The 20,778-nt window shown below is 66.2% G+C and carries 17 protein-coding genes; 8 read left to right on the top strand and 9 right to left on the bottom strand.

Annotated features, from left to right (window positions below):
* The first annotated feature begins 2 nt into the window (after positions 1-2).
* Genes ACGFZ3_RS04980 through ACGFZ3_RS04970 form a run of 3 tightly spaced genes read left to right on the top strand, consistent with a single transcriptional unit; the run spans position 3 to position 2,526 of the window.
* Positions 3-869 (top strand): CheR family methyltransferase, encoded by an 867-nt coding sequence (locus ACGFZ3_RS04980; RefSeq protein WP_392917194.1) that lies wholly within the window; start codon positions 3-5, stop codon positions 867-869.
* Positions 866-1,462 carry a chemoreceptor glutamine deamidase CheD gene (gene cheD, locus ACGFZ3_RS04975; protein ID WP_282248259.1) on the top strand — a complete coding sequence of 199 codons (597 nt, stop codon included), beginning with the start codon at positions 866-868 and terminating at the stop codon, positions 1,460-1,462. The genes ACGFZ3_RS04980 and cheD overlap by 4 nt, the downstream gene beginning before the upstream one ends.
* Positions 1,459-2,526: a chemotaxis response regulator protein-glutamate methylesterase gene (locus ACGFZ3_RS04970; RefSeq protein ID WP_392917190.1), complete on the top strand. Its 1,068-nt coding sequence runs from the start codon at positions 1,459-1,461 to the stop codon at positions 2,524-2,526. Before cheD ends, ACGFZ3_RS04970 begins: the two co-directional genes overlap by 4 nt.
* Before the next feature lie 272 nt (positions 2,527-2,798).
* On the opposite strand, the gene ACGFZ3_RS04965 is transcribed toward ACGFZ3_RS04970, so the two are convergent.
* The 6 genes from ACGFZ3_RS04965 to ACGFZ3_RS04940 all read right to left on the bottom strand — a co-directional run bounded on the left by ACGFZ3_RS04965 (position 2,799) and on the right by ACGFZ3_RS04940 (position 9,167).
* A complete protein-coding gene (locus ACGFZ3_RS04965; RefSeq protein WP_392917187.1) occupies positions 2,799-3,686 on the bottom strand; it encodes an amidohydrolase family protein in 888 nt (295 codons plus the stop codon).
* The gene (locus ACGFZ3_RS04960; protein ID WP_392917184.1) at positions 3,686-4,708 is read right to left on the bottom strand and encodes an amidohydrolase family protein; all 1,023 of its coding nucleotides are present in this window, start codon (positions 4,706-4,708) and stop codon (positions 3,686-3,688) included. The genes ACGFZ3_RS04965 and ACGFZ3_RS04960 overlap by 1 nt, the downstream gene beginning before the upstream one ends.
* 23 nt (positions 4,709-4,731) lie before the next feature.
* Positions 4,732-6,012, bottom strand: a complete 1,281-nt coding sequence (locus ACGFZ3_RS04955) for a carbohydrate porin (RefSeq protein ID WP_392917181.1) — start codon at positions 6,010-6,012, stop codon at positions 4,732-4,734.
* A gap of 79 nt (positions 6,013-6,091) precedes the next feature.
* A complete protein-coding gene (dctA, locus tag ACGFZ3_RS04950; RefSeq protein WP_392917178.1) occupies positions 6,092-7,405 on the bottom strand; it encodes a C4-dicarboxylate transporter DctA in 1,314 nt (437 codons plus the stop codon).
* 42 nt (positions 7,406-7,447) lie between these two features.
* The gene (locus tag ACGFZ3_RS04945; protein ID WP_392917175.1) at positions 7,448-8,503 is read right to left on the bottom strand and encodes a 4-oxalomesaconate tautomerase; all 1,056 of its coding nucleotides are present in this window, start codon (positions 8,501-8,503) and stop codon (positions 7,448-7,450) included.
* The gene (locus tag ACGFZ3_RS04940; protein WP_392917172.1) at positions 8,496-9,167 is read right to left on the bottom strand and encodes a 4-carboxy-4-hydroxy-2-oxoadipate aldolase/oxaloacetate decarboxylase; all 672 of its coding nucleotides are present in this window, start codon (positions 9,165-9,167) and stop codon (positions 8,496-8,498) included. The genes ACGFZ3_RS04945 and ACGFZ3_RS04940 overlap by 8 nt, the downstream gene beginning before the upstream one ends.
* A gap of 100 nt (positions 9,168-9,267) precedes the next feature.
* On the opposite strand from ACGFZ3_RS04940, the gene ACGFZ3_RS04935 reads away from it, so the two are divergent.
* On the top strand, positions 9,268-10,521 hold the full coding sequence (locus ACGFZ3_RS04935; protein ID WP_392917169.1) for a LysR family transcriptional regulator: 1,254 nt from the start codon (positions 9,268-9,270) through the stop codon (positions 10,519-10,521).
* A 101-nt stretch (positions 10,522-10,622) separates the two neighbouring features.
* Here ACGFZ3_RS04935 and acnB read toward each other — a convergent pair whose 3' ends face one another.
* From acnB to ACGFZ3_RS04920, 3 genes are all read right to left on the bottom strand, one after another.
* Entirely contained in the window at positions 10,623-13,208 is a 2,586-nt protein-coding gene (gene acnB / locus ACGFZ3_RS04930) for a bifunctional aconitate hydratase 2/2-methylisocitrate dehydratase (protein WP_392917165.1), read from the bottom strand.
* A 62-nt stretch (positions 13,209-13,270) separates the two neighbouring features.
* Entirely contained in the window at positions 13,271-13,669 is a 399-nt protein-coding gene (locus tag ACGFZ3_RS04925; protein WP_392917601.1) for a type II toxin-antitoxin system VapC family toxin, read from the bottom strand.
* A gap of 6 nt (positions 13,670-13,675) precedes the next feature.
* The gene (locus ACGFZ3_RS04920) at positions 13,676-13,900 is read right to left on the bottom strand and encodes an AbrB/MazE/SpoVT family DNA-binding domain-containing protein (protein WP_392917162.1); all 225 of its coding nucleotides are present in this window, start codon (positions 13,898-13,900) and stop codon (positions 13,676-13,678) included.
* Between the two features lie 212 nt (positions 13,901-14,112).
* Between ACGFZ3_RS04920 and ACGFZ3_RS04915 the strand changes: the two genes are divergently transcribed.
* The 4 genes from ACGFZ3_RS04915 (at position 14,113) to ACGFZ3_RS04900 (ending at position 20,754) form a co-directional block, all read left to right on the top strand.
* The gene (locus ACGFZ3_RS04915; RefSeq protein ID WP_392917159.1) at positions 14,113-14,748 is read left to right on the top strand and encodes a hypothetical protein; all 636 of its coding nucleotides are present in this window, start codon (positions 14,113-14,115) and stop codon (positions 14,746-14,748) included.
* A 228-nt stretch (positions 14,749-14,976) separates the two neighbouring features.
* The gene (acnA, locus tag ACGFZ3_RS04910) at positions 14,977-17,730 is read left to right on the top strand and encodes an aconitate hydratase AcnA (RefSeq protein ID WP_392917156.1); all 2,754 of its coding nucleotides are present in this window, start codon (positions 14,977-14,979) and stop codon (positions 17,728-17,730) included.
* Positions 17,731-17,895: 165 nt separating this feature from the next.
* A complete protein-coding gene (locus ACGFZ3_RS04905; RefSeq protein WP_392917153.1) occupies positions 17,896-19,572 on the top strand; it encodes a long-chain fatty acid--CoA ligase in 1,677 nt (558 codons plus the stop codon).
* Positions 19,573-19,884: 312 nt separating this feature from the next.
* A complete protein-coding gene (locus tag ACGFZ3_RS04900) occupies positions 19,885-20,754 on the top strand; it encodes a crotonase/enoyl-CoA hydratase family protein (RefSeq protein ID WP_392917150.1) in 870 nt (289 codons plus the stop codon).
* Positions 20,755-20,778: the final 24 nt, after the last annotated feature.

The following is a 20,778-nucleotide window of genomic DNA, read 5'->3' as shown; positions in this document are numbered from 1 at the left end:
CCGTGACCACGCCCGCCGCACCTGTCTCTGCTGCATCTACGACCGGCCGCGAATTCGAGTTCGCCGACCGCGACTTCCGCCGCATCTGCGACCTGATCTATCAGCGCGTCGGCATTTCGCTGGCGCCGGCCAAGCGCGACATGGTCTACGGCCGGCTCTCGCGCCGGCTGCGCACGCTAGGCCTGCGCAGTTTCCAGGAGTACCTGGACCAGCTGGAAAGCCAGGGCGGCGATGAGTGGCAGGCATTCACCAATGCACTGACCACCAACCTGACCGCGTTCTTCCGCGAACCGCATCATTTCGAAAAGCTCGACACCGAGCTGCGCGCGCGGGCCGGCCACGGCCCCCTGCAGCTGTGGTCATGCGCGGCTTCCACCGGTGAAGAGCCCTACTCCATGGCGATCACCGCCTGTGAGGCGTTCGGCACGCTGAAGCCGCCCGTGCGCATCCTCGCCACCGACGTGGACACCCAGGTGCTGGCCACCGCGAGCCGCGGCGTATACGCCATCGACCGCGTCTCGGGCCTGGACCCGGCGATCAAGAAGCGCTACTTCCAGCGCGGCAGCGGACCCAACGAAGGCCAGTGCCGCGTGCATCCGGCATTGCGCGAGCTGATCGATTTCCGCCCGCTCAACCTGCTCGCACCCCGGTACGACGTCGGTGGCCCGTTCGATGCCCTGTTCTGCCGCAACGTCATGATCTATTTCGACAAGCCCACCCAGCGCGGCATCCTGTCGCGCCTGATCCAGCACATGGGAGACGATGGCCTGCTCTACACCGGCCACTCGGAGAACTACCTGCACGCCGCCGACCTGATCCAGCCGTGCGGGCGCACCCTGTACAAGCGTGCGCCCGGAGCCCCGGCATGAACCTGGCTGCCCGCCCCGACGATGTGATGCGTTACTTCGACAGCCGCTTCAAGGTTACCGCCGCCAAGCTGCTGCCCACCCAGTACCTTGTGGTCGACGACGACACCGCACTGACCACCACCCTGGGCTCGTGCGTGGCGGCGTGCCTGCGCGACCCGGTGCTGAAGATCGGTGGCATGAACCATTTCCTGCTGCCCGAAGGCAACGTGGGCGATGGTGCCCCGGCCCGTTACGGCAGCTATGCGATGGAACTTCTGATCAACGACCTGCTCAAGCGCGGCGCGCACCGCAAGCGCCTGGAAGCCAAAGTGTTCGGCGGCGCCAACGTGCTCAAGGGCTTTACCAGCAACCCGGTCGGCACGCGCAACGCCGAGTTCGTCCGCCAGTACCTGCAGGCGGAACATATCCCTGTGCTGGCCGAAGACCTGTGTGGCATCCACCCACGCAAGGTCTGGTTCTTCGCCGACACCGGCCGGGTGGTGGTGCAGCGCCTGCCGCACGCCCACGAAGCCGAAGTGGCCGCGACCGAATCGGCCGTGCGTGCCCGCCTGTCCAAGGCCCCGGTCACCGGTGGCGTGGAGCTGTTCGAATGATCAACGGTTCACCCTGCAGGGTTCTGATCGTCGACGATTCGGCGGTGGTGCGGCAGATGCTGAGCGAGATCCTCGCCAGCGACCCGGCCATCGAAGTGGTCGGCACGGCCGCCGATCCGTTGCTGGCGCGCGAGAAGATCAAGCGTTTGGCCCCGGACGTGATCACGCTGGACGTGGAAATGCCGCGCATGGATGGGCTGGCATTCCTGGAAAACCTGATGCGCCTGCACCCGCTGCCGGTGGTGATGATCTCATCGCTGACCGAGCGCGGCGCCGACACCACCCTGCAGGCGCTGGCGCTGGGCGCGGTGGATTTCATCTCCAAGCCCAAGTTCGACGTGGCACGTGGTCTGCAGGGCTATGCCGAAGAGATCATCGGCAAGGTCAAGATGGCGGCGCGCTCGCGCGTGCGCACCCTGGCCCGCCCGATCACTCCGCGCATCACCCTGGACGCCATCGCGCCCACGCCCGCGCGCTCGATCCAGTTCCGTACCACCGACCGCCTGATCGCCATCGGCGCCTCGGCAGGCGGTACCGAAGCGCTGCGCGTGGTGCTCGAAGGCCTGCCGGCCGATGCGCCGGCGGTGGTGCTCACCCAGCACCTGCCCGCGACCTTCAGCACGGCGTTTGCCGAACGCCTTGACCGCCACTCGGCGATGTCCGTGCGCGAAGCCACTGACGGCGAAGCCGTGCTGGCCGGCCACGCCTATCTGCCGCCCGGCGGCAAGCACCTGCGGGTCATCCGTGACGGTGCGCGCTGGCGTTGCCGGGTGGATGACGGCCCGGCGGTGAACCGGCACAAGCCGGCCGTGGACGTGCTGTTCCGTTCGGTGGCAGAAAGCGCCGGCGCCAACGCCATCGGCGCCATCCTCACCGGCATGGGCGACGATGGGGCGCGTGGGCTGCTGGAGCTGAAGAACGTCGGCGCCCCGACGCTGGTCCAGGACGAAGCCACCAGCGTGGTCTGGGGCATGCCGGGCGCCGCCTTCAAGCTCGGCGCCACCGACGAGCAGGTTCCGCTGGAGCGGATCGCCGAGCGCCTGATGGCGCTCGCGCGGGGTTGATCCCGCGGCGGCGCCGGCCAACGCACGACCAACGATCGTGCGCTACCGGCCAACCGCGCCGGCCACCGATCGTGCGCGCCCGGCCAACCGCGCCGGCCAACGGTCGTGCGCGACCGGCCAACCGCGCCGGCCAACGGTCGTGCGCGACCGGCCAACCGCGGTAGGTCACGACCGTTGGTCGTGACGCTCTCGCCCGTCAACCCCAGTACAATCGCATCGGGTTGTCCACCAGCAGCTTAGGTCACGACCGTTGGTCGTGACGCTCTCGCCCGTCAACCCCAGTACAATCGCATCGGGTTGTCCACCAGCAGCTTCTGCTGCTGTTCGGCGGTGACTGCAATCCGTGGAATGAACTCCACCAGCGTGCCGTCATCGGGCATGTGCGACTTCAGGTTCGGGTGCGGCCAGTCCGTGCCCCACAGTACCCGGTCCGGGAACCGCTCGACCAGGTGCCGTGCGAATGGCACCACATCGTCATACGTGGGTGGCCCGGACTGCGACAGCCGCTCCGGACAGCTCACCTTGCTCCACACATTCGGGTGTTCCCGCATCAACCGCACGAAGCGCTGGAACTCCGGCCCGTCCACCGGCCGGGTCACGTCCGGCCGGCCCATGTGGTCAACGACCACCGTGGTCGGCAGCGAGGTGAAGAAATCCCAGCGCTCGGCCAGGTCGGCAGCCTCGAAGTACACGACAACATGCCAGCCCAGCGGCACGATCCGTTCAATGATGGCGTGGTAGTACGCATCCGGCTTCGGGTCCACCAGCCGCTTCACGAAATTGAAGCGCACCCCACGCACACCGGCTTCATGCAGCTCGCGCAGTTCGCCGTCGGTGACCGTATCCCTCACCGTGGCCACACCACGCGCCCGCCCATCGGCACTGCGCAGCGCATCCACCAGCGCACGGTTGTCGGCACCGTGGCAGGTCGCCTGCACGATCACGTTGCGCTCAAAGCCCAGGTAATCGCGCAGCGCGAACAACTGCGCCTTGCCGGCATCGCAGGGCGTGTACTTGCGCTCGGGCGCATACGGGAACTCGTCCCCCGGCCCGAAGACATGGCAATGGGCATCCACCGCGCCCGGCGGCGGCACGAACACCGGCCGGCTCGGGTCCGGGCAGAAATCCAGCCAATCGGCATCTTTCACGAAATCCGACATCACAGCCCCCTCGCCTTCAGCTGCGCGTCCAACCGTGGGTACACCCGGCGCGCGTTGCCCGACAGCACCTTGCTGCGATCCGCTGCCGACAGCCCCAGCGCGTCCACATAGCGCAGCGTGTCGTCGAAGTACTGCCCGGTTTCCGGGTCGATGCCCCGCACCGCGCCAACCATTTCCGAGCCGAACAGGATGTTGTCGATGTCGATCACCTTGAACAGCAGGTCAATACCCGGTTGATGGTAAACGCAGGTGTCGAAGAACACATTCTTCATCACATGCTCGTTCAGCGGCGGCTTGCCCAGCATGTCGGCCAGGCCGCGGAAGCGGCCCCAGTGGTAGGGCACCGCGCCGCCGCCGTGCGGGATGATGAAGCGCAGTTCCGGGAAGTCACCGAACAGGTCGCCCTGCAGGAACTGCATGAACGCAGTGGTGTCGGCATTGAGGTAATGCGCGCCGGTGGCGTGGAAATTGGCATTGCAGCTTCCCGAGACATGCACCATGGCCGGCACGTCAAGCTGCACCATCTTCTCGAAGAACGGGTACCAGGCGCGGTCGGTCAGCGGCAGCCCGTTCCAGTGGCCGCCAGAAGGGTCCGGATTGAGGTTGCAGCCGACAAAGCCCAGCTCGTTGACGCAGCGCTCCAGCTCGGCGATCGAGTTGGCGATGGGCACGCCGGGCGACTGCGGCAGCTGGCACACGCCGATGAAGGTCTCCGGGTACAGCGCTACCACGCGCGCGATCAGGTCGTTGCAGCGCCGGGTCCATGCCGCGCTCACCGCCTCGTCGCCGATGTGGTGGGCCATGGTGCTGGCGCGCGGCGAGAAGATCGTCATGTCCGCGCCGCGCTCCCGCAGCAGGCGTAGCTGGTTGCTTTCCACGCTCTCGCGCAGTTCGTCGTCGCTGATCAGCGGGTACACCGGCGCCGGCAGCGCAGGGTCGTTGAAATGGGCCACCTGCGCCTTGCGGAACGCATCGTGGCTGGCGGGAGCGGTCGTGTAGTGACCGTGGCAATCGATGATCATCAGGGGCCTCGTGGGGGGAGGAATCACCAGCCGAACAGCTGGGCGAAGTGGACATCGACGCGCAGCCCGACGATCAGCGCGTCGGGAATGTCGGTGGTACGGGTCGGCGCGTAGATCGGGTCCGGGTTGATCACATACTGCAGGTTGGGCATCAGCCGGATGCCCTTGTGCACCGCCCAGCCATAGCTGAGCTCGGCGATGATCTCGTCGGCGTTCGGCCCGCCGCTGCCACCGTTGCGCGCGCGGCGGTCGCGCAGGAAAGCGATCTGCTCATCGCTGAAGTGGGTGTTGGAGACGAACATCGCCAGCGTGTCCTGGTCGCGGCCGGCGAAGGTGCCGGTCTTGACGAAGCCGACCGCGGCGAACTGGTCCACCGGCGCTTCGTTGCCGGTATTCACGTAGGCGCGCGCGAACAGCGCCAGATTGCGCTTGCCCTCGCCGCGCCACACGGTCTGGTCGGCCATCGCGTACCAGCCTGCGCGTGCGCCCGCCTGCATCGCCGTGGGCTTGCCGGTCAGCGCGGCCGAGTTGCCATTGGCATCGAAGTAAGAGCTCTTGCCGCCGTCGGTATTACGGTACATGCCCACCCGGTAGGTGCGCGGCAGCCGGTCGTTGGCGAAGCTGGTCTGGTAGCCGGCTTCATAGGCGGTGATGGTGCCGGTGCCTTCGCCAACCGAGAAATCCAGCCCGTTCTTGCCGGCCTTGTTCAGCTCGTTGTTGTAGTCGAACGCGCCGCCCTGCACGTACCAGCGATCATTCACGTCGTAGCGCAGGATGCCGGCCCAGGACGAGTTGGGGAACGCGGTGATGCCCAGGTCGGTGATCGCGCCATACGGGGTGAGGCACATCGCGTTGCTCATGAACACGCAGTTGAGCGCGGAGTTGTTGAAATAGCTGTTCACCGGCGCGCGGCCGGCGGTGATGCTCAGCCCGTTGTCGAAGCGGTGGCGTACGGTCAGCCGGGTCAGGCGGCCACCCGCCACCGGCCGCCAGGTCTGCTGCGCGCTGATCGAATTGCCGATCTTCTCGCGGGCCAGGTTGCGCCCGGCAAACCAGGCCCACTGCGCGTCCACGTCGGTGTTGTGCACGCCGAACAATGCATCCAGGTCGAACTTCGACTGGGCCATGATCCAGTACGAACCTTCGGTGCCCTGCTCCACCCCGCCCACAGGGTTGGAGGCAACGTTGCCGACGAGATCCAGGGTCAGGTCGACGCCCTTGGGCAGGGTGCCCTCGGCGGCCGCCGGGGCGGCCAATGCAGCGCTCAGCAACAGCGCCAGCGGTGTGTGACGGAGGATGGACATGAAAACTCCCTCCCCGCTGCCGTGGGCAGCGGGTTCAATGCAGTCAGGTGGGCGCCGCGGGCCACCCGCGGCGCGTCAGTCAGGCTTCGCGCACGCCGAGGTGGCGCAGGCGGGCGCGGCGGGTGCCGATCTGGGCAGCCATCACTTTCTCGTCCAGCTTGCCTTCCCACTTGGCGATCACCAGCACGGCGATCGCGTTGCCGACCAGGTTCACGAACGTCAGGCCTTCCGCCAGGATGCGGTGGATGCCCAGGATCAACGCGATGCTGGCTACCGGGATGGTACCGGTGGTGCCAAGCGTCGCTGCCAGCACCACGAACGCGGCGCCGGCCACGCCGGCAGCGCCCTTGGAGGTCAGCAGCAGCACCGCGATCAGCCCGAACTGGTGCCACACGGTCAGCTCGGTATTGGTCGCCTGGGCCAGGAACAGCGCCACCGTGGTCAGGTAAAGGCAGGTGCCATCGAGGTTGAACGAGTAACCCGCCGGAATCACGAAGCCGACCACGCCTTCCTCGCAGCCCAGCTTCTTCATCTTCTCGATCAGGCGCGGCAGCACCGTTTCGGTGGAGGTGGTGGCTGCCACGATCACGATTTCATCGCGCAGGTAAGCCAGCAGCCGCCACAGGCTGGCGCCGGTCCACCAGCACACCGCGCCGAGCACGAACACCGTGAACGCCGCGCAGACCACGAAGAATTCGATGATCAGCTCGCCCAGCGACAACAGCGAACCGGCGCCGAACTGGCCGACGGTGAAGGCGATGGCACCGAACGCACCAATCGGCGCAAAGTACATGACGTAGCCGATGATCTTGAACAGTGCCGACGACGTGCCTTCGACGACCTTCATCACCGGCGCGCCGCGCTCACCGATGGACGCCAGCGCCACGCCGAACAGCACCGCCACGAACAGCACCTGCAGCACGTGCGCCTCGGTGAATGCACTGACCAGTGTGTTGGGGATGATCGCCATGATGTAGGACACGATCGACTGGTCGTGCGCGGAATGCACGTAGCCCTGGATGCTGGCCATGTCGATGGTGGCCGGGTCGATGTTCATGCCGGCGCCGGGCTGCCACAGATCGACCGCGACCAGCCCGACAATCAGCGCCAGGATGGTGATCACCTCGAAATAGATCAGCGACTTCAGCGCGAGCCGACCGACGCTGCGCATGTCGCGCATGCCGGCGATGCCGTGCACCACCGTCACGAAGATGATCGGGCCGATCATCATGCGGATCAGCTTGATGAAGGCATCGCCGAACGGCTTCATCGCCGAACCCCAGTCCGGCTGAAGCCACCCCAGCACGACGCCGATGATGGTGCCGGCCAGCACCTGGAACCACAGCTGGCCAAAGACGCCGAAGCGGCCCTGCCGCTTCTCAACCACAGTCATAACAACCCTCCCAGGTCACAAGAATAGAGACGTCGTGCGTATTCAGTCGAACAGCACGCCGTCGAACAGCTTTCGGGCGGTGCGCAGGATGGCCGCAGCGGTCACCTGCCCGTGCGCGTCGCGCTCCAGCACGCAGCCGGTGCTGCCGCTGGGGTGTTCGATATCCAGTTGCAGCCGGCTGCCATCGGGCACTAGTGCGAGCGCTTGGGCCGGTGAGCCGGGCAGCAGGCAGGCCGTGGCCACGGTGACCGCGCCGAGCACCCCGATGGACGCGTGGCAGCGGTGTGGAATGAACGAACGCACGCAGAGCGCGCCACCGTCTCGCGGGGCCGCCACCAGCATCATCTTGGGTACCGACTGCGCGCTGACATCGCCCAGATTCATCAACGGCCCGGCCTGCAGGCGGATCGCCTCCAGCCGCGCCTTCAACGTAGCGTCGGCATCCAGCGTGGCGCGGTCCTCGTAGCCGCTCACGCCCATGTCGCTGGCGCGCAGCACCACGCAGGGCATGCCGTTGTCGATCAGGGTGAGCTCCACCCCGTCGATCACATCGACGTCGCGGCCGGTTGGCAGCAACGCGCCGCAGCTGGAACCGGCGATGTCGGCGAAGGTCAGCGGAATCGCCGCCGCCGTGCCCGGCACCCCGTCGATCCGCGCCGGACCGTCGTAGCGCACCTGGCCGCCGGGGGTCTGTACGTTGGCGGTGGCCATCTTGCCGGTGTTCACCATGAAGATGCGCACGTCGGTGCTTTCGCCGGTGGGTTGCACGAGCCCCCGTTCAAGGGCGAACGGCCCGACCCCGGCCAGCAGGTTGCCGCAGTTCTGCGCATCGCTCACCACCGCCTGGTCGACGAACACCTGCAGGAACAGGTAATCCACGTCCGCGCCGGGGTGGCGGGAAGGCGATACCACTGCGACCTTGGAGGTCAGCGGATCGGCGCCGCCCATGCCGTCGATCTGGCGTGGGTCCGGCGAGCCGTAGGCGCGCAGCAGGAACGCATCGCGCGCGCTCGCATCGGGCGGCAGGTCGGCGGCCAGGAAGTAGCCGCCCTTGGACGTGCCGCCGCGCATCCACATGGCCGGCACACCTTTACTCATACCGCAGGCCCTTGGCCGCCAGGCGTTCGCGCATCGCGTAGATGTCCAGGCCCAGCTCGCCCTTGGCCAGGCGTTCGCGCTTCTCGGCCTCGCGGGCTTCGCGCGCCCGCGATTCGGCCGCCACCCGCGCCGCATCGGCACGCGGCACGATGCACACGCCGTCATCGTCGGCGATCACCACGTCGCCGGGGTGGACCAGCGCACCGCCGCACACCACCGGCACGTTGACCGAGCCCAGTGTTTCCTTGACCGCACCCTGCGCGTGGATCGCCCGGCTCCAGACCGGAAAGCCCATTGCAGTAAGGTCGCGCACATCGCGCACGCCGGCATCGATCACCAGCCCACGGCAGCCGCGCACCTGCGCCGAGGTGGCCAGCAGGTCGCCGAAGTAGCCATCAGTGCAGTCGCTGGTTGGCGCCACTACCAGCACATCACCTTCGCGCAGCTGCTCGATGGCCACATGCATCATCCAGTTGTCGCCGGGGGGCACTGACACGGTGACGGCGCTGCCGGCGATGCGCGCGCCGCTGTAGATCGGGCGCAGCCGCGAGTGCAGCAGGCCGCTGCGGCCCTGCGCCTCATGCGCGGTGGCCACACCTGCCTGGGCCAGGACCTGGAGTGCGCCGGCAGCGGCGCGTTCGACACGGGTGACGACGCGGGACATCCATCCATCCTTCAATGACGATGATGCAGTGTTGTCCTCCAGCGCTGACCCCTCAAGATCGATTTCCGAAACAGCCATTTGGTTTGGTTATAGTTGATCCATGAACCGGCCCTTTGAACTGAACCTGAAGCATCTGCATGCGCTGGTTGCGGTGCACCACCACGGCGGCATCAGCGCCGCCGCGCCACACGTGAATCTCTCCCAGCCCGCGTTGACCCAGGCGATTGCGCGGTTGGAGAACCAACTGGACGCCCCCCTCTTCGACCGCCAGCCCGGCGGCATGGCACCGACGGAAGCAGCGGAACTGCTGGTGCCCCGCATCGAGCGCGCTTTGGGCTACATCGCTGATGGCGTGCGCCTGGCACGGCGTGCACAGCGCCTGCCCGCTTTGCCCGCAGTGGAACGCCGCGTCACGCTCGGCCAGCTGCGCGCACTCGTGGCGGTGGACGATGCCGGCAGCTTCACCCTGGCCGCAGCGCGCGCCGGCATCTCGCAACCAGCGATCTACCGCGCCGTGCATGAGCTGGGTACCGCCATCGAAACCCCGCTGACCGAACGCCACGGCAAGACCGTGCAGACCACCCCGGCCGCTACCCGCATGCTGCGGCTGGTGCGGCTGGCGCTGTCTGAACTGGCAGCCGGCCTGGACGAAGTGGCCCTGCTGCGCTCCGAACAGGGCGGCAGGGTCACGCTCGGCGTGATGCCGCTGGCCCGCGCGATCCTGCTGCCGCAGGTACTGGCGCGCTTTGCCCGCGCCCACCCGGGCGCATCGGTCAATGTGATCGAAGGGCCTTATGCGGAACTGCTGGGCGATCTGCGTGCAGGAAGCCTGGATCTGTTGATCGGTGCGATGCGCGACACCCTGCCCGTACGCGATGTCGCGCAGGAAGGCCTGTTCGACGATGACCCGGTGATCGTCGCGCGCAGCGGGCACCCGCTGGCCGGCAGCGACCCGCTTGAGTTCGACCGGCTGTTGGCGTTTCCCTGGGTGATCGCCGCCACCGGCGCGCCTGTGCGCGCCCGTTGGGAACGCATGTTCCGCCAGCATGGCCATGAACCGCCTCGCCTGCGCATCGAATGCGGCTCGGTGCTGATCACCCGCGGCCTGCTGCTGGAAGACGACTGGCTCACCCTGATGTCACGCGACCAGTTCGTGATCGAACGCCGCGCCGGCCTGCTCAGCGAGATAGGCAGCGCCGGCGACGACCTGCGCCGCCGCATCGGCCTCACCACCCGCGCCGACTGGCACCCCACCCGCCTGCAGCAGGCGTTCGTGGACACCTTCCGCGCCGTCTGCGCCGACCGCAGCCACGACGCCGACAACGCGTGGCCGTTCCGATATCCACGACGCTGACAATGATCACGTGCGGTGCGGCATGCATGATCAATCGGCGACCAGACAAAAACCCCCGGCTCTCACCGGGGGTTTTCGTTCAACACATCAGCCGATCAGGCTCAGGCGGCAACCGTCTTGGCCACGTCCTGGTAATCCTCGATCTGGTCGAAGTTCATGTAGCGGTAGATGTCCTTGCTGCTGGCATCCAGCACGCCGATGTCGGCCATGTACTCTTCCCTGGTCGGGATGCGACCCAGGCGCGAGCAGATCGCGGCCAGCTCGGCCGAACCCAGGTACACGTTGGAGTTGCGGCCCAGGCGGTTCGGGAAGTTGCGGGTCGAGGTCGAGAACACCGTCGCGCCCTCGCGCACCTGTGCCTGGTTGCCCATGCACAGCGAGCAGCCCGGCATTTCCATGCGTGCACCGGCGGTGCCGAAGGTGCCGTAGTGGCCTTCCTTGGTCAGCTCCGAGGCATCCATCTTGGTCGGCGGGGCCACCCACAGCTTGGTCGGGATGTCGCGCTTGCCTTCCAGCAGCTTCGCAGCCGCACGGAAGTGGCCGATGTTGGTCATGCACGAACCGATGAAGACTTCATCGATGGCTGCACCGGCCACGTCCGACAGCGTCTTGACGTCGTCCGGATCGTTCGGGCACGCCACGATCGGCTCGTGGATGTCGGCCAGGTCGATCTCGATGACGGCGGCGTATTCGGCGTCGGCATCCGGCTGCAGCAGCTCCGGGTTGGCCAGCCAGGCTTCCATCTTCTCGATGCGGCGCGCCAGCGAACGGGCGTCCTGGTAACCCTCGGCGATCATCCACTTCAGCAGCGTGATGTTGCTGGTGAGGTACTCGATGATCGGTTCCTTGTTCAGGTGCACCGAGCAACCGGCGGCCGAACGTTCGGCCGAGGCATCGGACAGTTCGAACGCCTGCTCGACCTTCAGGTCCGGCAGGCCTTCGATTTCCAGGATGCGGCCGGAGAAGATGTTCTTCTTGCCGGCCTTAGCCACGGTCAGCAGGCCGGACTTGATCGCGTACAGCGGAATGGCGTTGACCAGGTCACGCAGGGTCACGCCCGGCTGCATCGTGCCCTTGAAGCGCACGAGCACCGATTCGGGCATGTCCAGCGGCATCACGCCGGTGGCTGCCGCGAAGGCCACCAGGCCGGAGCCGGCCGGGAACGAAATGCCCACCGGGAAACGGGTGTGCGAATCGCCGCCGGTGCCGACGGTGTCGGGCAGCAGCATGCGGTTGAGCCAGCTGTGGATCACGCCATCGCCCGGACGCAGCGACACGCCGCCACGGGTGGAAATGAATTCCGGCAGCGTGTGGTGGGTCTTGACGTCCACCGGCTTCGGGTACGCCGCGGTGTGGCAGAACGACTGCATCACCAGGTCGGCCGAGAAGCCCAGGCAGGCCAGGTCCTTCAGCTCGTCGCGGGTCATCGGGCCGGTGGTGTCCTGCGAGCCGACCGAGGTCATCTTGGGTTCGCAGTAGGTGCCCGGGCGCATGCCCTGGCCTTCCGGCAGGCCACAGGCGCGGCCAACCATCTTCTGCGCCAGCGAGAAGCCCTTGCCGGTATCCGGCGGGTCCATCGGCAGGCGGAACAGGTCGGTCGGGGCCAGGCCCAGCGCTTCGCGTGCCTTGGCGGTCAGGCCGCGGCCGATGATCAGCGGAATGCGGCCACCGGCGCGCACTTCGTCGAACAGCACGTCGGACTTGACCTGGAACTCGGCAATGACCTGGCCGTCCTTCAGCGCCTTGCCGTCGTAGGGACGCAGCTCGACCACGTCACCCATGTTCATCTGCGACACGTCCAGCTCGATCGGCAGCGCGCCGGCGTCTTCCATGGTGTTGTAGAAGATCGGAGCGATCTTCGACCCCAGGCACACGCCACCGAAACGCTTGTTCGGAATGAACGGAATGTCTTCGCCGGTGAACCACAGCACCGAGTTGGTGGCCGACTTGCGGCTCGAACCGGTACCGACCACGTCGCCCACGTAAGCCACCAGGTGGCCCTTTTCCTTCAGCGATTCAATGAACTTGACCGGGCCGCGCTTGCCGTCTTCTTCCGGCTCGATGCCATCGCGCTTGTTCTTGAGCATCGCCAAGGCGTGCAGCGGGATGTCCGGGCGGGTGGTCGCATCCGGGGCCGGCGACAGGTCGTCGGTGTTGGTTTCGCCGGTCACCTTGAGCACGGTGATGGTCAGGCTCTGCGGCACTTCCGGGCGGCTGGTGAACCACTCGGCATCGGCCCAGCTCTGCAGCACGCCCTGGGCGTTTGCGTTGCCGGCCTTGGCCTTTTCCTGCACGTCGTGGAACGCATCGAACACCAGCAGCGTGTTCTTCAGCGCGGTGGCGGCGATCGCGCCGACCACGGCGTCGTCCAGCAGCTGCACCAGCGGCGCGACGTTGTAGCCGCCCAGCATGGTGCCCAGCAGTTCGGTGGCGCGCTCGCGCGAGATCAGCGCGTTGGTTTCGCTGCCGAAGGCAATGGCGGCCAGGTACGAAGCCTTGACCTTGGCGGCGTCATCAACGCCGGCCGGCACGCGGTGGGTGAGCAGGTCGAGCAGGAACCCGGCCTCGCCTGCCGGCGGGTTCTTCAGCAGTTCGATGACGTCGGCCGTCTGCTGGGCGTTCAGCGGCAGCGGCGGGATGCCAAGCGCGGCGCGCTCGGCTACGTGGTGGCGATAGGCTTCCAACATGACAACTCCCGGGAAATTCTTTGAAAAAAACTTCGGTTGAATACGGCGGTTGAGTAACGGGCTCAGGCGTGCGGCACGATCAGCTTCAGGCCCTTGAAGTAGTCGCGGTAAAATGTGTCGTTCCAGGTGATCAGGCCGTCGCACTGCAGCAGCGCGTGCGCGCCGACCATGAATTCGTCGATGCTTCGGCCACTGGCGCCGCGCTGGCGGTGGCGGCGGTGCATTTCACCGGCCCGCAAGGCCGACTTGGCCTCCAGCGCATTGAAATGGACACCCATTTCCTCCAGCGCCTCCAGTACCTCGGCGCCGCCCCGCAGCGAAGCGCAGATCTCGGCCAGCGTCGCGCCGCACACCACCACCCGCCCGCCAACCAGGCTCTGGCGCAGGCAGGCCTCCACGGCATCGGCCTGCGGGCCGTTGCTCAGCAGTTCGACCAGGACCGGCGAATCCACGGCGATCATCACGGTTTACCCCTCGTCGCGCACCGCGCGGACGGCGGCCCCGGACGAATCAAATCCGTCCAGTGCGAACTTGCCGCGGGCACGTGAAATGGCGTCATCGACGCTCTTGCGAAGGATGATCCGGCTGCCGTCCAGTTCGACTTTGAGCTGGGTTCCCTTGGTGAGGCCCAGTGCGTCCCGAACCGCCTTGGGCAGGGTGATCTGGCCGCGTTCGGCGACGGTGGCTTCCATGGAGTAGGTCCGGCTTGGTATGTACGAATTATACATACTTTGCATTCCATACCGCCAGTGCGGGCCCCCTAGTCCGGCTGAACGGAACGATGCGGTACGCCGGCCGTGGAGGATGTGCCAGGCCTTCGCAGCGCCCTAACAAAAAACAGGCAAGGATGGGCGCGCAGGTCGAACGATGACGGGGGTCACCGTTTTACGTTCTGGAGAACGTCATGACCATCCAAGCGCCCCACTACGATCACATCGGCATGGCCTTGGAGCCGCCCGCACTGTATGTTCCGCCGCGCCTCCACGGCAGCAACATTGCGCGCCTTCATACCGTCCTTCCGCTTCCCGAAGGGGCGGAACTTGACTGCCTGCTCAACGGCAGCCCAGAAGCGGTGGAAGGGCTCAGCCTGTTCCATTACCCGACGTCAACCGGGGTGTATGTCGATGACCGGTTCCTGGAACATTACACGGGCCCATGGCCAGCGATAGTGGAAGTCCGTTATCTGAAGAACGGCCGGCCGGCAGACCTGGTTCGGCTGCCACTGTTGAACACGCTCACGGCTGTACCGACCCATCTGCGCGTGTACGTGTCCGGCAGCCCGGTCCAGGTGCCACCGGAGGGCCATGTCGCGGTACTGCAGACCAACCCCTACCTGTACGACGCGGACGGGGTACCCCTTCCGTTCGGGTACGGCACCGCCATCGAACTGCTCGATCCGCATCCGGGCATCGAACACTACGACAACACCTTCACCATCACCCACAGGGCGGTTCCCGGCCATTACAGGGTCCGGATCACAACCCAGTGGTCATTGGAGCAGACGGTCAGCTTCACCGTGCTGGCCAGCGCGTCGCTTTGAGGACCCCTGCACCGGGGCGTCTATCCGGATGTACAGGCCGCAAGGCCAGCACTGACACGAAAACTACATGCGAATGTATAACCTTGCGTTCTGGGCCTGCGGCGCTGCGGCCCGCCCGGCATCGGCCATACTGGTGGCCTGCCCGGCCGGGCACAGCGCCCGCCGGCCATCGCAAGCGGGCCTGGAAACGGGCCACTGCAAGCCATCCGCAAGAGGAGTCACCCCCGCATGAGCGATTCGTTCTCCACCCGCAGCCAGCTGGACGTCGGCGGCACCACCTACGACTATTTCAGCCTGCCCAGGCTCGGACAGCAGTTCGACATCTCCCACCTGCCCTATTCGATGAAGATCCTGCTGGAGAACCTGCTCCGGCACGAGGATGGCGGGGTCACCGTCAGCAAGGATCACATCGAAGCGGTGGCGCGCTGGGATCCCAAGGCCGAGCCGGACATCGAAATCGCCTTCATGCCTGCGCGTGTGGTCCTGCAGGACTTCACCGGCGTGCCGTGCGTGGTCGACCTGGCTGCGATGCGCGATGCGGTGGTCAAGCTGGGCGGCCGCCCGGAGCAGATCAACCCGCAGATTCCCTCCGAACTGGTCATCGACCACTCGGTGCAGGTGGATGTGTTCGGCACCCCTGACGCGCTGGACCTCAACGGCAAGATCGAATTCCAGCGCAACCAGGAACGCTATGGCTTCCTGCGCTGGGGCCAGAAGGCGTTCGACAATTTCAAGGTGGTGCCGCCCAACACCGGCATCGTCCACCAGGTAAACCTGGAGAACCTGGCACGGGTGGTGATGACCGCCGAAAAGGGCGGCAGGCAGGTCGCCTACCCGGACACCGTGTTCGGCACCGACAGCCACACGACCATGATCAATGGCATCGGCGTGCTGGGCTGGGGCGTGGGTGGCATCGAGGCCGAGGCGGCCATGCTCGGCCAGCCCTCGTCGATGCTGATCCCGCAGGTCGTCGGCTTCAAGCTCACCGGCCGCTTGCCTGAAGGCGCCACCGCCACCGATCTGGTGCTCACCGTTACCCAGATGCTGCGCAAGCACGGGGTGGTGGGCAAGTTCGTGGAGTTCTTCGGCGAAGGCCTGCAGCACCTGCCCCTGGCCGACCGCGCCACCATCGGCAACATGGCCCCCGAATACGGCGCCACCTGCGGCATCTTCCCGATCGACAACGAATCGCTGAACTACCTGCGGCTGTCCGGCCGCAGCGAGGAGCAGATCGCGCTGGTCGAAGCCTACGCCAAGGCCCAGGGCCTGTGGCACGACGCCAACACCGCCCACGCCAGCTACAGCGCAACGCTGGAACTGGACATGGGCGAGGTCAAGCCCTCGCTGGCCGGCCCCAAGCGCCCGCAGGACCGCGTGCTGCTGGAAGACGTCAAGCAGAACTACCGCGACAACCTCGGCGGGCTGACCACCAACCGCGACAAGCGCAACGAAGAGGTCTCCACGTTCGTCAACGAAGGCGGCGGCGCGGCGGTCGGCAACGAGCAGCTGGCCAAGGGCTATGCCGATGTCGAGCATGACGGCACCCGCTACCGGCTCAAGGACGGCGCGGTGGTCATCGCCGCCATCACCTCCTGCACCAACACCTCCAACCCGGCGGTGATGATCGGCGCCGGCCTGCTGGCCCGCAATGCCGCGGCCAAGGGGCTGGACCGCAAGCCGTGGGTGAAGACCTCGCTCGGCCCGGGCTCGCGCGTGGTCACCGACTACCTTGAGAAGGCCGGTGTGCTCAGCGAGCTGGAAAAAGTGGGGTTCTATGTGGTCGGCTATGGCTGCACCACCTGCATCGGCAATTCCGGCCCGTTGCCTACCGAAGTCAGCGCCGCCATCGCCAGCGGCGACCTGGTGGTCACCTCGGTGCTGTCGGGCAACCGCAACTTCGAGGGCCGCGTGCACCCCGAAGTGAAGATGAACTACCTCGCCAGCCCCCCGCTGGTGGTCGCCTACGCGATCGCCGGTACCACCGACATCGACCTCACCACCGAGCCGCTCGGTACCGGCAGCGATGGGCAGCCCGTATACCTGCGTGACATCTGGCCGAGCAACAAGGAAATCGGCGATGTCATCGCCGCCACCATCGGCCCGGAGATGTTCAAGCAGAACTACGCCGACGTGTTCAAGGGCGACAGCCGCTGGAACACCATCCAGTCGCCCGATGGCGACCTGTACGAGTGGGATGGCAGCTCCACCTACATCAAGAACCCGCCGTACTTCGATGGCATGACCATGCAGGTCGGCCATATCGAGGACGTGCACGGGGCGCGGGTAATGGGCCTGTTCGGCGACTCGATCACCACCGACCACATCTCACCGGCCGGCAACATCAAGAAGGACTCGCCGGCAGGCCGCTTCCTGCAGGAGCGCGGCGTGCAGCCGGCCGACTTCAACAGCTACGGCAGCCGCCGCGGCAACGACGACGTGATGGTGCGCGGTACCTTTGCCAACATCCGCATCAAGAACCTGATGTTCGGCGGCGAGGAAGGCGGCAATACCCTGTACTTCCCGAAGGCGGGCGGCGAGCCCCAGAAGCTGGCCATCTACGATGCGGCCATGAAGTACAAGGCCGAAGGCGTGCCGCTGGTGGTGTTCGCGGGCAAGGAATACGGCACCGGCTCCTCGCGCGACTGGGCGGCCAAGGGCACCAACCTGCTGGGCGTGAAGGCCGTGATGGCCGAGAGCTTCGAGCGCATCCACCGCTCCAACCTGGTTGGCATGGGCGTGCTGCCGCTGCAGTTCCAGGCCGGCGAGAACGCCCAGAGCCTGGGCCTGGACGGCTCGGAAACGGTGGACATCACCGGCCTGGCCGATGGCGCCAGCAAGACCGCCACAGTGACCGCCACCAAGGCCGACGGCACCGCAACGACCTTCCAGGCCCACGTGATGCTGTTGACCCCGAAGGAAGTGGAGTACTTCAAGCACGGCGGCCTTCTCCAGTACGTCCTGCGCCAGCTGGCAGCCCGCTGAGCCGGCCCCTGCCCCTCCCCCGCGCAGGGGGCGTGTCGACGCCCCCTGCACGCGATGTTCACAGGTTCTTCGCGTTTTCCATTCGGACCGGTATGCTGCCGGGGACCGAAACGACGGATACTGTCCGTCGGCATCACACCATCAACGTTTCCTGGAGGGGGAATAATGAGTCTGGAACGTCCCTGGCTGCAGAGCTATCCCGACGGCGTACCCGCCGAAATCGACGTCAACGAGTTCCATTCGGTATCAGCCGTATTCGATGCGTCGGTGGCCAAGTTCCGCGACCGTCCCGCCTACTCCAGCTTCGGCAAGGTCCTCACCTACGGTGAAACCGATGCCCTGGTCGAGCAGTTCGCCGCCTATCTGCTGGGCGAGCTGAAGCTCAAGAAGGGCGACCGCGTCGCCCTGATGATGCCCAACTGCCTGCAGTATCCGGTGGCCACCTTTGGTGTGCTGCGCGCCGGCCTGACGGTGGTCAACGTCAACCCGCTGTACACCGCCCGCGAGCTCAAGCACCAGCTGGTCGATTCCGGCGCCGCCGTACTGGTGGTGGTCGACAACTTCGGCGACACCGTGCAGCAGGTCATCGCGGACACGCCGATCAGGCAGGTCATCACCACCGGCCTGGGCGACATGCTCGGCCTGAAGGGCGTGGTGGTGAACTTCGTGCTGAAGTACATCAAGAAGATGGTGCCCAACTACACCCTGCGCGGCGCGGTCCGCTTCAACCAGGCACTGAAGCTGGGCAGCGGCCACACCCTGCCGAAGGTGGAGCTGGACCACGACGACGTGGCCTTCCTGCAGTACACCGGCGGTACCACCGGGGTTGCCAAGGGTGCCATGCTGACCAACCGCAACCTGGTGGCGAACATGCAGCAGGCGTCGGCGTGGATTTCCGCGTCGGGCATCGAGATGGGCAAGGAGTGGATCATCACCGCCCTGCCGCTGTACCACATCTTCGCGCTGACGGCGAACGGGCTGGTTTTCATGAAGTTCGGTGGCTGCAACCACCTGATCACCAACCCGCGTGACATGAAGGGCTTCGTGAAGGAGCTCAAGGCCACCCGCTTCACCGCCATCACTGGCGTCAACACCCTGTTCAACGGTCTGCTCAACACCCCCGGCTTCGACGAGGTCGATTTCTCCTCGCTGAAGGTCACCCTGGGTGGCGGCATGGCGGTGCAGCGTGCCGTGGCCGAGCGCTGGAAAAAGACCACCGGGGTGACTCTGGTCGAAGCCTACGGCCTGACCGAGACCTCGCCCGCAGCCTGCATCAACCCGCTCAACCTGGCCGAGTACAACGGCGCGATCGGACTGCCGATCCCGTCCACCGACGCCTGCGTGAAGGATGACAACGGCGTCACCCTGGCCCCCGGCGACGTGGGCGAGCTGTGCATCCGCGGCCCGCAGGTGATGAAGGGTTACTGGCAACGCCCGGAAGAGACCGCCAAGGCGATCGATGCCGATGGCTGGCTGCACACCGGCGACATGGCACGCATGGACGAACACGGCTTCTTCTACATCGTGGACCGCAAGAAGGACATGATTCTGGTGTCCGGCTTCAACGTGTACCCGAACGAAGTCGAAGACGTCATCGCAATGATGCCCGGCGTACTCGAAGTGGCCGCAGTAGGCGTGCCGGATGAAAAGTCCGGCGAAGTGGTCAAGGTAGTCATCGTCAAGAAGGACCCGAACCTGACCGCCGAAATGGTCAAGGAACATGCCCGCGCCAACCTGACCGGCTACAAGCACCCGCGCATCGTCGAGTTCCGCAAGGAACTGCCGAAGACCAACGTGGGCAAGATCCTGCGGCGCGAGCTGCGCGACACGCCCGCCGCGTAAGTAGGAAGGCCACCGCAGGAATTGAACGCCCGCACGGCATCGCCTGCGGGCGTTTTCTTGTCCGCAGATTCGTCCCATTCCTAAGCCGGCCCATTAACTTGCGCGCCGCCGGCGCAGCGCGATGCGAATCACTCGATTCCCTTGCGGCATAAGGCTGAACGAGATTCTGGCCGGCATTTCGGGCTGCCGTGGACATTATCAATGGCATTTGCATTCCGGCCCGGGTTGGCGGTGTAGGATCGCGGCGTGTGGACCCGTCCGGCCTGCCGCCCACCGTCCTCCCTGCAGGCCAACCCCGCCGAGGTAATCCCCATGCAATCCATCGAAAAGCTTCCGTATTCCCGCGGCTATGCGACCATCCGCACCGAATCGACCCCGGACGACGCCGCCCACTGGCTGTTCATGCACGCCGATGCCGCCACCGGCATCCGTCCCTGCTGCCGCAAGGACATGCTCGATGAAATGTGGAGCGTGATGAGCCAGATCACGCTGTCCCCGGCCGAGCGCAACAGCGGCCGGCTGCGCCACTTCGTGCTGGCCTCCGATGCCACCGCGTACAACCTGGGTGGCGACCTTGCGCTGTTTGCCCAACTGATCCGGGAAGGCAACCGCGACCGCCTGCTCGCCTATGCACAACGCTGCGTGGAAGGGGTGCACCACCTGCACACCGGCTTCGGTGGCGACGTGCGGTCGATCGCGCTGATCCAGGGCGATGCATTGGGCGGCGGTCTGGAAATGGCGCTGGCCTGCCACACCATCATCGCCGAGGAAGGCTGCGGCATGGGCCTGCCCGAAGTACTGTTCGGGCTGTTCCCGGGCATGGGCGCTTACTCGTTCCTGTGCCGCCGCGTGGCTCCGCAGCTGGCCGAGAAGATCATCCTGGACGGACGCGTCTACTCGTCCGAAGAGATGCATGCCATGGGCGTGGTCGACGTGCTGGTGCCGAAGGGCCAGGGCGTCAAGGCCGCCGAGGACCTGATCCGCCAGCAGCAGCGCACCCCGCGAACCTACCTGGCAATGAACGCCGCACGCAACCTGGCCCAGGCGGTGGGCTATGACGAACTGCTGGAAATCACCCGGATCTGGGTGGATTCGGCACTGGCCCTGGAAGACAAGTCGCTGCGCACCATGGATCGGTTGATCAAGGCGCAGACCCGTCGTGCCCAGTCCGATGCGGCGTAACTGCGCCATTGCAAGCAGGGGGTT

It is taken from the genome of Stenotrophomonas sp. NPDC047960 (assembly GCF_043204395.1).
Taxonomy (GTDB): Bacteria; Pseudomonadota; Gammaproteobacteria; order Xanthomonadales; family Xanthomonadaceae; genus Stenotrophomonas.
Note: the sequence above shows the minus strand (reverse complement) of the source record. Positions and strands in the feature narration are given on the sequence as shown.